Origin of the sequence: Streptomyces sp. 142MFCol3.1 (assembly GCF_000424945.1) — a bacterium.
GTDB classification, from domain to species: domain Bacteria; phylum Actinomycetota; class Actinomycetes; order Streptomycetales; family Streptomycetaceae; genus Streptomyces; species Streptomyces siamensis.
Genome location: NZ_AUKV01000046.1, coordinates 54,532 through 65,635, shown reverse-complemented (window position 1 = coordinate 65,635; position 11,104 = coordinate 54,532). Strand labels below are relative to the sequence as shown.

The 11,104-nt window shown below is 72.9% G+C and carries 10 protein-coding genes and 1 pseudogene; 7 read left to right on the top strand and 4 right to left on the bottom strand.

Annotated elements, in window-relative coordinates:
* Positions 1–764: 764 nt before the first annotated feature.
* The 5 genes and pseudogenes from H305_RS0139755 to H305_RS0139735 all read left to right on the top strand — a co-directional run bounded on the left by H305_RS0139755 (position 765) and on the right by H305_RS0139735 (position 4,613).
* On the top strand, positions 765–1,592 hold the full coding sequence (locus tag H305_RS0139755; protein WP_028805372.1) for a prepilin peptidase: 828 nt from the start codon (positions 765–767) through the stop codon (positions 1,590–1,592).
* 101 nt (positions 1,593–1,693) lie between these two features.
* Positions 1,694–2,893: a cyclic dehypoxanthinyl futalosine synthase gene (gene mqnC, locus H305_RS0139750; protein ID WP_028805371.1), complete on the top strand. Its 1,200-nt coding sequence runs from the start codon at positions 1,694–1,696 to the stop codon at positions 2,891–2,893.
* A 7-nt stretch (positions 2,894–2,900) separates the two neighbouring features.
* Positions 2,901–3,350 carry an imidazolonepropionase-like domain-containing protein gene (locus H305_RS0139745; RefSeq protein WP_028805370.1) on the top strand — a complete coding sequence of 150 codons (450 nt, stop codon included), beginning with the start codon at positions 2,901–2,903 and terminating at the stop codon, positions 3,348–3,350.
* Between the two features lie 245 nt (positions 3,351–3,595).
* Positions 3,596–3,826, top strand: a pseudogene (locus H305_RS51600) (acyltransferase); the annotation flags it as partial.
* Positions 3,827–3,920: 94 nt separating this feature from the next.
* A complete protein-coding gene (locus H305_RS0139735) occupies positions 3,921–4,613 on the top strand; it encodes a demethylmenaquinone methyltransferase (protein ID WP_028805368.1) in 693 nt (230 codons plus the stop codon).
* A 65-nt stretch (positions 4,614–4,678) separates the two neighbouring features.
* Here the strand turns inward: H305_RS0139735 and H305_RS0139730 are convergent, their stop codons facing one another.
* Both H305_RS0139730 and H305_RS0139725 read right to left on the bottom strand, forming a co-directional pair.
* Positions 4,679–5,011 (bottom strand): PASTA domain-containing protein, encoded by a 333-nt coding sequence (locus tag H305_RS0139730; RefSeq protein WP_028805367.1) that lies wholly within the window; start codon positions 5,009–5,011, stop codon positions 4,679–4,681.
* Positions 5,012–5,266: 255 nt separating this feature from the next.
* A complete protein-coding gene (locus tag H305_RS0139725; RefSeq protein ID WP_028805366.1) occupies positions 5,267–5,776 on the bottom strand; it encodes a GNAT family N-acetyltransferase in 510 nt (169 codons plus the stop codon).
* Positions 5,777–5,875: 99 nt separating this feature from the next.
* Here H305_RS0139725 and H305_RS0139720 point away from each other — a divergent pair, with 99 nt between their 5' ends.
* On the top strand, positions 5,876–7,165 hold the full coding sequence (locus H305_RS0139720) for a geranylgeranyl reductase family protein (protein WP_028805365.1): 1,290 nt from the start codon (positions 5,876–5,878) through the stop codon (positions 7,163–7,165).
* A 159-nt stretch (positions 7,166–7,324) separates the two neighbouring features.
* Here H305_RS0139720 and def read toward each other — a convergent pair whose 3' ends face one another.
* Positions 7,325–7,951 carry a peptide deformylase gene (gene def / locus H305_RS0139715; protein ID WP_028805364.1) on the bottom strand — a complete coding sequence of 209 codons (627 nt, stop codon included), beginning with the start codon at positions 7,949–7,951 and terminating at the stop codon, positions 7,325–7,327.
* 90 nt (positions 7,952–8,041) lie between these two features.
* Between def and H305_RS0139710 the strand changes: the two genes are divergently transcribed.
* A complete protein-coding gene (locus tag H305_RS0139710; RefSeq protein ID WP_028805363.1) occupies positions 8,042–9,871 on the top strand; it encodes a hydroxysqualene dehydroxylase in 1,830 nt (609 codons plus the stop codon).
* A gap of 110 nt (positions 9,872–9,981) precedes the next feature.
* Here H305_RS0139710 and H305_RS0139705 read toward each other — a convergent pair whose 3' ends face one another.
* Complete coding sequence (locus tag H305_RS0139705) at positions 9,982–10,821, bottom strand: C40 family peptidase (RefSeq protein WP_028805362.1); 840 nt, start codon at positions 10,819–10,821, stop codon at positions 9,982–9,984.
* Between the last annotated feature and the right edge of the window lie 283 nt (positions 10,822–11,104).

Below are 11,104 nucleotides of genomic sequence, written 5' to 3'. Positions count from 1 at the left end.
CGCGCGGCCTGCCGCCGCGCACCGAGGCGCTGCTGGACGAGCTTCTGCCGATGTGGCGGAGCGGTGTCGCCGCCGTCGGATGAGCCGGGCGGTGCGTGGGGCCGACCTTCGGCACGCCGTGTCGGCCGTGGGCCCACTGTGCCCGCCGGGGCCCGCGCCAGGCGGCCCGCCGTGCCCGTCGGGGACCTGCCGTGCCCGTCGGGGACCTGCCGTGCCCGTCGGGGACCCGCCGTGCCCGTCGGGGACCAGCAGTGCCCCCCGGCGACCCGCCGTGCCCGCCGGCGACCCGCCCCGGGCGACGGGACACCCGCCCGCGCGACGGCGCCGCACCCCCGTGACGGGACGCGCCGACGCGATCAGCCCCCCGTGACGGGACGCGCCGACGCGATCAGCCCCCCGTGACGAGACGCGCCGACGAGATCAGTCCCTGCGGGGGAACGCGCCGAGGCGATCCATCCCCTGCGGAAGGCCGCCCGGTCCGGTCCGGGCCGGTCCCGCCCGCGGGTGGCGACTTGACCCTGGTGATCCGCGTCGCGGCCCGAGCCCGGGCCGTGGGCCTGTGCGGTCCGCGCCGCGTGGGTCCGGCCGGCTGATCCGGCCCGCGGACGACGGCCGTGCTGGACCGCACGCCACCGGGCGACGCGGGTCTGCTGACCGGTCCGCGGGTCGACGCCCGTGCTGATCCGCCCAGCGGACGATGGCCCGCCCGGCGTGCCCTGCGCGACGATGACCCGCGGCAGCAAACGAACTCATGGGGTGAATGCGTGGACCTCGAACTCTGGGTGGCCGTCGGGGCCGCACTCTGGGGCGCGGCGGCCGGGCTGCTGGTGCCCCGGCCCGCGTACCGCTTGGCCGTGCGGCCGGACGAGCCGTGGCGCGACCGCTGCCCCGACGGGCACGCCCTCACCGGCCCGGCGCGCGGCTGGCTCGGGCTCGCCCGCTGCCCGGAGTGCGGCGGCGACCGGGGGCGTGCGCCCGGCATCCCGCGCAGGGCGTCGGAGGTGTCCGGCGACGCGGGCCGGGTGGCCCTGGGCGGCACCCCGCCCGCGTACGGCCCCGGCGTGTCCCTCGTCTCCCTCACCACCGCAGTGGTCTGCGCCGGTCTCGCCCTCGCCACCGGTACCCGGCCGGAGCTCGCCGTCTGGCTGCTGCTCGCGCCCCTCGGCGTGCTCCTGGCCGTGGTGGACTTCCGGGTGCAGCGGCTGCCGGACGTGCTGACCCTGCCGCTCGCCGGGGCCGCGCTCGTACTGCTCGGGGCGGTCGCGCTCGTGCCCGAACACGCCGGGGACTGGCCGACGGCGCTGTACGGGTCGCTCGCGCTCGGCGGCGCGTACTTCCTCCTCTTCCTCATCAACCCGAACGGCATGGGGTTCGGGGACGTGAAACTCGCGCTGGGCCTCGGGGCCGTGCTCGGCTGGTACGGGTGGAGCGTGGTGCTGCTGGGCACCTTCGCCGGGTTCCTGTTCGGCGGGCTGTACGGGATGGGCCTGGTCGTGGTGCGGCGCGCCGGACGCAAGACGTCGATCCCCTTCGGGCCCTTCCTCGTCGCGGGCGCCTACGTGGGGCTGCTGATCGGTGCGTACGCGGCCTGAACGGGGCCGTGGCCACGGGCACGCAGGCTGGCGTCGGGCCCCCGAGGTGGCTGGCGTACGCTGGATCGGTCCGCCCACACCCCTCCGAAAGGGACGCCCCGGTGACCGAGAAGGCCGACCTCCAGTCCGTCCTCGACCGTGCCGCCGCAGGCGGGCGGATCACCCCCGAGGAGGCGCTCGACCTGTACCGGGACGCCCCGCTGCACGCCCTGGGCGCCGCCGCCGACGCCGTACGCCGCCGCCGGTACGCCGGTACGGAGCACATCGCGACGTACATCATCGAGCGCAACATCAACTACACGAACGTGTGTGTCACCGCGTGCAAGTTCTGCGCCTTCTACGCGGCCCCCAAGGACACCGCCAAGGGCTGGACGCGCGACCTCGACGACATCCTGCGGCGCTGCGCCGAGACCGTCGAACTCGGTGGCACGCAGATCATGTTCCAGGGCGGTCACCACCCGGACTACGGCGTCGAGTACTACGAGAAGCACTTCTCCGCGATCAAGGCCGCGTACCCGCAGCTCGTCATCCACTCGCTCGGCGCCTCCGAGGTCGAGCACATGGCCCGCATCTCCGAGGTGAGCGTCGAGGAGGCGATCCAGCGCATCCACTCCGCCGGACTCGACTCCTTCGCCGGCGCCGGCGCCGAGCTGCTGCCGGCGCGGCCCCGCAAGGCGATCGCCCCGCTGAAGGAGAGCGGTGAGCGCTGGCTGGAGATCATGGAGGCGGCGCACCGGCTCGGTGTGGAGTCGACGTCCACGATGCTCATGGGCACGGGCGAGACCAACGCCGAGCGCATCGAGCACCTGCGGATGATCCGTGACGTGCAGGACCGGACGGGCGGCTTCCGCGCCTTCATCCCGTACACGTACCAGCCCGAGAACAACCACCTCAAGGGCCGTACGCAGGCCACGCTCTTCGAGTACCTGCGGATGATCGCGATCGCCCGCCTCTTCCTCGACAACGTGGCGCACATCCAGGGCTCCTGGCTGACCACCGGCAAGGAGGCCGGCCAGCTCTCCCTGCACTACGGCGCGGACGACCTCGGCTCGATCATGCTGGAGGAGAACGTGGTGTCCTCCGCGGGCGCCAAGCACCGCTCCAACCGCATGGAGATCATCGACCTGATCCGCAAGGCCGACCGCGTGCCCGCCCAGCGGACGACGACGTACGAGCACATCGTGGTCCACGACGACCCGGCGAACGACCCCGTCGACGAGCGCGTCATGTCCCACATCTCGTCGACCGCGATCGAGGGCGGTACGGCACACCCCGAGCTGAAGCTGCTCGCCTCCAACTAGCCGCGCCGTGCTGACGATCCACACCGCCGACGAGCTCCGGCGCAGCTGGGGCGACACGGCGCCGCTCAAGGACGGCGCCGTGGCCGTCGAGGGGGACCGTGTCGCGGGCGTGGGGCCGCTGGAGGAGCTGCTGGAGCGGTTCCCCGGCGCGCGCGTGCGCCGCTGGCCCGGCTCCCTCGGACCCGCCCGCGTCCATGAAGGGGTCCTGCCCGTGGCACCGAGCCCCCGTGAACGCGTCCACGCCGTACTGAAGTCGGGCGCCACCGCGGTGCTGGAGGCGTACGCGGACGACGCCGGCCTGCGCGCCGCCGCCGCGCGCAACGACATCGCCGTGCTCGCGCACCCCCGGACGCCGGTGATCACCGACGCCGGGCGGGCCGACCTCGCGGTCTTCGACGCGGACGGGACGTGCCTCGCGACCGTTTGCGCGGGGCGCCTGGTGCACCGGCGCCGCTAGACCGGCCGCCGGGCCACGCACGACCTGGGGCCTGCCCGCCAACACCCCGGGCCTGCCCGCGCGTCCCTGGGCCCGACCGCGAACACCCCGTTCCCGCAGGTGCGTTGCCCCGACCTCACGTGCACGCCCCCGCCCGCACGGCGGCCGGCTCGGCCGGCGGGGGCTTTCGCGAACGCCCGAACTCTGCTTCACCCCGCCGTATCCGCGACGCCACGGCCGAGTCGCCGAGGGCGTACGTCCCGCCGATCTTCGACGGCCGGGCCGTGACGATCTGCCTCTGGCCCGAGATCGCCCTGGTGCTCGCGGTCCCGCTGATCGATCAGTTCTGGAAGGTGCCCGCCTTCGAGAAGTGGCTTCCGCTGGAGAGCCAGTGGTTCATGTCCGGCATCGGCCGGCTGCCGGTCTGGGTCGCCGTTTCGTTCTTCGGCTGGGTCGCGGACGTGGCGGCCGGGAGGAAGCCGGGACTCCTTCCCTGAGCGGGACCCGGCGGAGGCCTCCAGGGGGGACGTGAGGGCGGCGTACGGGCCGGGTGCCGGAGAGCCGCCCGGCCCGTACTGCCACAATGGGCCCGTGACCCGCGCATCCCTGGACAAGCAGCCGCACGAAGTCGCCTCGATGTTCGACGACGTGGCGGAACGGTACGACCTGACGAACGACCTGCTGTCGCTGGGCCAGGACCGGGTCTGGCGCAGAGAGGTCGCCAGAGCGGTCGACGCGCGGCCCGCGCAGAAGATCCTCGACCTCGCGGCCGGTACGGCGACCTCCTCCCTGCCCTTCGCGCGCACCGGCGCCTACGTCGTCCCCTGCGACTTCTCCCTCGGGATGCTGCGGGTCGGCAAGAGGAACCACCCGTGGCTGCCGCTCACCGCGGGTGACGCGACGAGGCTGCCCTTCAAGGACGACACCTTCGACGCGGTCACCATCTCCTTCGGGCTGCGCAACGTGCAGGACACCGACACCGCGCTGAGCGAGCTGTACCGGGTGACGAAGCCCGGCGGGCGGGTCGTGATCTGCGAGTTCTCGCACCCCACCTGGGCGCCGTTCCGCACGGTGTACACCGAGTACCTGATGCGCGCGCTGCCGCCGGTCGCCCGCGCCGTCTCCTCCAACCCGGATGCGTACGTCTATCTCGCCGAGTCCATCCGTGCCTGGCCGACCCAGCCCGAGCTGGCCGAGCGGCTGCGCAAGGCGGGCTGGTCGAAGGTGGCCTGGCGGAACCTGACGGGCGGGGTCGTGGCCCTGCACCGGGGCTTCAAGGCCTGACCGCGGCGCGGCCCGGCCACGGAGCGGCCGGCGCGCGGGCCGCGGCGGCGTACCGGCGCGGTCGCTCAGTGCGGCACCACGAACGGATCACCGGGCTTGTCGAGTTCGCGGCGCATCCCGCCCGACGGCGGGCGTGGCAGGCGCGGCTCGCGCACCCCCGCGCCGCCCTCGGCGTCACCGATGTCGAACCACACGGTGACCAGGGCACCGCGCGGGACCTCCACGCCGGGTGGCGGGTACTGCCGTACGACGTAGTCGACGACCGTGCGCAGGAAGTCGGGCCGGTCCGGTGCGACGAGCAGCACCCCTTGCGCCTCGGCCGTCTCACGCGCGTCCACGGCCATCAGGCCGACGAGCCGCGGTACGCGCACTTCGGGTGTCTTGGGTGTTATCTGCACAAGCTTCACCCCCAGCGGTACCGGAAGGGTAAGCCTCCGCCGGTGCCATCCGGAAGTCGTCGGAAGCGCCGCCGGTCCCGCGCGGGCCGGTGCGGGCGAGTGCCCGCACCGGCGGCAGGGAGTGGCGCCGGTCCCGCGCGGGCCAATGCACGGGCGCAGCCCCGCGCGGGCCGGATGCCGGGCGCCGCCGGGTCCCGCGGGCCGGTGCCGGGGGTGTCGCCGCGTCCGCGCGGGCGGGGGCCGGGGCCGGGCGCTTCAGGTCAGCGTCAGGCGGTAGCGGTGGCCCTCCTGGCCCGTCACCGGAGTCGTGAACCGCTCGGCGAGTTCCATGCCGAGCCGCTTCGTGACGGCGATGGAGCGTTCGTTGCGTGCGTTGACCATGGCCACGACATCACGGACGCCGGCCGCGCGGACCCGCTCCAGGGTGGTGCGGGCCGCCGCCGTGACGTACCCCTTGCCCCAGTGCGCCCGTCCCAGCCGCCAGCCGATCTCGATCTCGCCGGTCGGCCCCCACCCGTGCGGCCACGGCTGCGCTCCCGTGAAGCCCAGCACCTCGCCCTCCGGGCCGACCATCGTCCACAGGCAGAAGCCGTGCTCGGCGTCGTGCCGCCGCTGCCGCGCGGTGAGCTCCTCGTACACGGACAGCTCGGCCGCCCTGCCCCCGTGGAACTCCATGACCTCCGGGTCGGCGAAGATCCGGTGCCAGGCGAAGGCGTCCTCGTCGGTGGGGACGCGCAGCCGTACGTCGGGGAGAGCTCGGTTCACGGGGGCAGCCCTTCAGCCGGGTGATCAGTACCGCTGCATAGACTGCCCATGTCCAGTGCCCGTCGGCACGTTGATTTCGAGTCTTGGGGAGACCCTGCCGTGACCGAGCCCCAGCCCCTCTCCGAGAACACCGCCGATGTCATCGTCGTCGGGGCCGGGCCAGCCGGTTCCACCACCGCGTACTACCTCGCGAAGGCGGGACTCGACGTCCTGCTCCTGGAGAAGACCGCGTTCCCGCGGGAGAAGGTGTGCGGTGACGGCCTGACCCCGCGCGCCACCAAACAGCTCGTCTCGATGGGCATCGACATCTCCGAGGAAGCGGGCTGGCTCCGGAACAAGGGTCTGCGGATCATCGGCGGCGGTGTGCGCCTCCAGCTGGACTGGCCGGATCTCGCCTCCTTCCCCGACTACGGACTCGTGCGCAAGCGGGACGACTTCGACGAGCAACTGGCGCGGCAGGCGCAGAAGGCGGGCGCGCGGCTGCACGAGCGCTGCAACGTCGGCGCCCCGATCGTCGACGACCGCACCGGCCGCATCACCGGCGTCCACGCCAAGCTCGGCGAGGAGAAGCGCGAGGTCACCTTCCACGCCCCGCTCGTCGTCGCCGCCGACGGCAACTCCACACGCCTCTCCCTGGCGATGGGGCTGCACCGCCGCGAGGACCGGCCGATGGGCGTCGCGGTCCGCACGTACTTCACCTCGCCCCGTCACGAGGACGACTACCTGGAGTCCTGGCTGGAGCTGTGGGACCGGCGCGGCGCCGAGGACCGTCTCCTCCCCGGCTACGGCTGGATCTTCGGCATGGGCGACGGCACGTCGAACGTCGGCCTCGGCGTCCTCAACACCTCCGACTCCTTCAAGGAACTGGACTGGCGCGAGGTCCTCAAGGCCTGGTGCGCGTCCATGCCGGAGGACTGGGGCTACACCCCGGAGAACATGACGGGCCCGATCCGCGGCGCCGCCCTCCCGATGGCCTTCAACCGCCAGCCGCACTACACCAAGGGCCTGTTGCTGGTCGGCGACGCCGGCGGTCTGGTGAACCCCTTCAACGGCGAGGGCATCGCCTACGCCATGGAGTCCGGCCAGATCGCCGCCGACGTCATCGTCCAGGCGCACTCGCGCGCCACACCGGCCCAGCGCGAACTCGCCCTCCAGCGCTACCCGCGCGTCCTCAAGGACACCTACGGCGGCTACTACACGCTCGGCCGCGCGTTCGTGAAGCTCATCGGCAACCCGAAGGTCATGAAGATCGCCACGCAGCGCGGACTGACCCACCCGATGCTGATGAAGTTCACGCTGAAGATGCTCGCGAACCTGACGGACCCGACCGGCGGCGACGCGATGGACCGGATCATCAACGGCCTGAGCAAGGTCGCGCCGAAAGCCTAGGCCCCGGTGCCGCCCGCTCCGTGCGAGCGGGCGGCACCGGCGACGCCTCGATCGAAGGCGGGGCCCCGCGGCCGTCCTGCGCGAGGGGCGGCTCCAGGCCCGGGCCGCTCACCGGGGCGCCCGCCCGCGGCCGTGGGAAGGCGGCCCGCAGGGCCCCTCTCAGGAACCGAGCGCCTCCAGGTTGGCGGCCCGGCGCGCGAAGACCTCCTCGCGCCGGTCCGCGACCTGCCGCAGGGCCTCCTTGCGCTCCCGCCCGGAGAGCCGGTCCAGATAGACCTGCCCGCCCAGATGGTCGGTCTCGTGGGCGAGGCAGCGGGCGAAGTACCCGGTGCCCTCGACGCGGACCGGACGGCCGTCCCGGTCCTGCCCGCGCACGACGGCCCGGTCCGGACGCGGTACGTCCATCACGGCGCCCGGCACCGACAGACAGCCCTCGCCCTCGTCGAGCAGCCGGCGCCCGGCCGGGTCGAGCGGCTCCAGCACCGGATTGACGATGTGCCCGACGTGCCGGACCCCCTCGTCGTCCAGGCAGTCGTAGACGAACAGGCGCAGCGCGACCCCGACCTGGTTCGCCGCGAGACCGGCGCCTTCCGCGACGTACATCGTCAGGAACATGTCGTCGATGAGCGCGGCGAGATCGGGCCCGAACTCGGTCACGTCCCGGCACGGCTTGTGCAGCACCTCCTCGCCGACCTCGGTGATCCGCCGTACCGCACCCCGCCGGGCCTCCGGCGCGAGCCGCGGATACGTGTCGACGGGGCTTCCCTGGACGAACACACGTGGCATGACGGTCTCTCCCGGTGATTGTGAGGATGCTGTGGGTGGCGGGCCGTCGGGGTTCCGGCTTCCGGAGCCCCTCCCTACCCTCCGTTGCCCATGACAACAGAACACGCGCAGCAGTCCCAGGAGCACACCGGACAGACCCGCAGACGCTTCCTGGCCGCGGCCGGAGGAGCGGTCGGAGCCACGGCCGCCGCCGTCTCCTTAGGGCCGGCCGGGAGCGCCGCGGCCGCCCCGGCCACGGGCAGGCGGGTCGCCGTCCTCGGCGGCGGGGTCTCGGGCCTCAGTGCCGCCCACGAACTCGCCGAGCGCGGCTACGCGGTGACCGTCTACGAGTACTACGACCGACTCGGCGGCAAGGCCCGCTCGATGGACGTCCCCGGGACCGGCGCCGGCGGACGCGGACCGCTCCCCGGCGAGCACGGCTTCCGCTTCTTTCCCGGTTTCTACCGGAACCTCCCGGACACGATGCGCCGCATCCCCTTCCCCGGCAACGCGGGCGGAGTCCACGACAACCTCCGCGGCGCCACCGAGGCGCTGTTCGCCCGGGACTCGGGCCGGCCCGACCTCCACTTCCCGCTGCGCCGGGCCACCACTCCGCCCGCCCCCGGCGACATCACGCCCTCCTGGCTCCGCGACCAGATCCTGTCGGTCCTCGACCTCGGCACCCGCCTGCCGGCCCACGAGGCCGCCTACTTCGCCGAACGGCTGCTCGTCCACCTCACCAGCTGCGACGCCCGCCGTGAGGATCAGTGGGAGAAGGTGTCCTGGTGGGACTTCATCCGCGCCGGCGAGATGAGCACGGAGTACCAGACCCTGCTGGGCATCGGGCAGACCCGCAACCTCGTCGCCACCCGCGCCGAGATCGCCTCCACCCGCACGGTCGGCCGCGTCATCATCGAGGCCCTGCTGCTGTGGGGGCTGCTGGGCCGCGGCATGGACGGCGACGCCGACGTCGACCGCGTCCTGAACGCGCCGACGAGCGAGGCGTGGATCGACCCCTGGGAGACGCATCTGCGCTCCCTCGGCGTCGAGTTCGTCCTCGGCACCCAGGTCCGGGAGGTGCTGTACGCGCAGGGCCGGGTGACGGGGGTCCGTGTGTCGGACCGTGACGGGGGCCGGGAACGGACGGTCACCGCCGACCACTACCTCTCCGCGATGCCCGTGGAGCACGCCCGTGCGACCTGGGGCCCCGCCCTGCGCGCGGCGGACCGGCAGCTCGGCCGGTGCGACGCGCTGAGGACGGACTGGATGACCGGCGTGATGTTCTACCTGCGCACGCCCACCCCGGTCGTGCACGGCCACATCAACTGCCTCGACTCACCGTGGTCGGTGACGGGCATCGGCCAGGCCCAGTTCTGGGACGTACGTGACTTTTCACGCGACTACGGCGACGGCGAGGCCCACGACTGTTTGTCCGTGATCGTCTCCGAGTGGGACAAGCCCGGGATCCTGTACGGCAGGACGGCCCGTGAGTGCACCAGGGAAGAGATCGTCGCCGAACTGTGGGCGCAACTGAAGGACGGGCTGAACGACTCCGGGAAGACGACGCTCAGGGACGAGGACCGGGTCGGCTGGTTCATGGACCCGGCCGTGACGGGTCTGGGCGGCCCGGACCCGCAGAACCGCGAGCAGCTCCTCATCCACCCCACGGGCACGCTCTACAACCGGCCCACCGCCGGCACCGCGGTCCCGAACTTCTTCCTCGCCGGCGACTACGTCCGCACGGACGTCGACCTGGCGACGATGGAGGGCGCGAACGAATCGGCGCGGCGGGCCGTGAACGCGCTGCTGGAAGCGGACGATTCGGACACCGAGCGGTGTCGCGTCCAGGAGCTGTACCGCCCCCCGGAGATGGAGCCGCTGAAGCGGGTGGACGAACTCCGCCACAAGCTCGGCCTGCCGAACACCTTCGACCTCGGGTAGGCGACCCCGGGCACGGGGCGCGGAGCCGGAGGGAGGCGGGACGGCGGAGACGGCGCGGGCAGCGCGAAAGGGCCGCCGGCCCCTGAGGCGGCGGCCCTCACGGCGAGGGCTCAGAGGACGCGGACCGCGCCCGTGGCCGGATAGCCCGAAAGGTCCTGAATCACCACACCCTTGGAGGGGTTGGCGGCGTCGAGGTACTGGCCGTTCCCGATGTACACACCCACGTGGTACGCCGAGCCGGCGGAACCCCAGTACAGGATGTCGCCGACCTGGAGATTGGACAGCGAGACCGGCGTGCCGGACGTCGACTGGTCCTGCGAGACGCGCGGCAGGTCGACACCGACCTGCTTGAACGCGGCCTGCACGAGGCCCGAGCAGTCCCACGCGTTCGGGCCCGTGCCGCCCATGACGTAGGCGTCGCCGACCTGGGCCTTGAGGAAGGCGACGACGGTCGCGACGCTTCCGCTGGCCGGGGCGGAGACGTTCGTGGACGTGGAGGCGGAGGCGGAGAGGGTGGTCCGCTCCGAGGAGCGCGAGGCGGCCTCGGAGGCGGCAGCCCTGCGCGCGGCTTCGGCGGCGGCCTTCTTCTTGGCCTCGGCCTTCTGCTTGGCCTCGGCGAGGTCCGCCTTGGCCTGCTTCGCGGCCTTTGCGGCGGCCGCGTCACGCTCCGCCTGCAGCTCGTAGTTGGCCGCGGCCTGCTGGGTGGCGTCCGCGGACTGCGCGACCTGGGTGGCCAGGTCGGCCGTCAGGGTGGGCAGTTCGAGGGTCTGCGTCACGGGCTCGGCGGCGTTCGCCGAACCGGACGCACCGGCCACGGCCAGGGTGCTGAGAACGCCACCGGCAACACCGGCGCGCATCGCGAGCGCCGACGCGTTGCGACGGGGTTTCCGGTGGCTTCGTATGTGAGCGGTGTGGGACATGGGTACAAGCGGTACCAGGGGCTCCTCCATACCTTCAAGAAACGTGTGGTGCGCCACAGTTGTTCAATCGGCCGCCGAAATCGATGCGCGTCATTCTTTATTGACGCCGTAACGGGCATTGCGGACAGCCCTCGACAAGCCCGTGATCATGGGCTTTCTGCATTACGTCCGAATTGCCCGCCACCTACCACCGGTTGAAGCCGATGGCCAAGCCCGGTTTATCTGACCCCCAGGCAGATGTGGCGCAGGTCACGGAACGGTCACCGGGGCGACGGCGTCACGCGCGTGAGCTCCACCCGCCCCCCGCTCGTGA

Excerpts from the sequence above, each read along its gene's own strand:
- def (WP_028805364.1), bottom strand. The coding sequence starts at position 7,951 with ATGCCACGTGTGTTCGTCCAGGGAAGCCCCGTCGACACGTATCCGCGG.
- H305_RS0139710 (WP_028805363.1), top strand. The coding sequence starts at position 8,042 with ATGACAACAGAACACGCGCAGCAGTCCCAGGAGCACACCGGACAGACC.
- H305_RS0139705 (WP_028805362.1), bottom strand. The coding sequence starts at position 10,821 with ATGGAGGAGCCCCTGGTACCGCTTGTACCCATGTCCCACACCGCTCAC.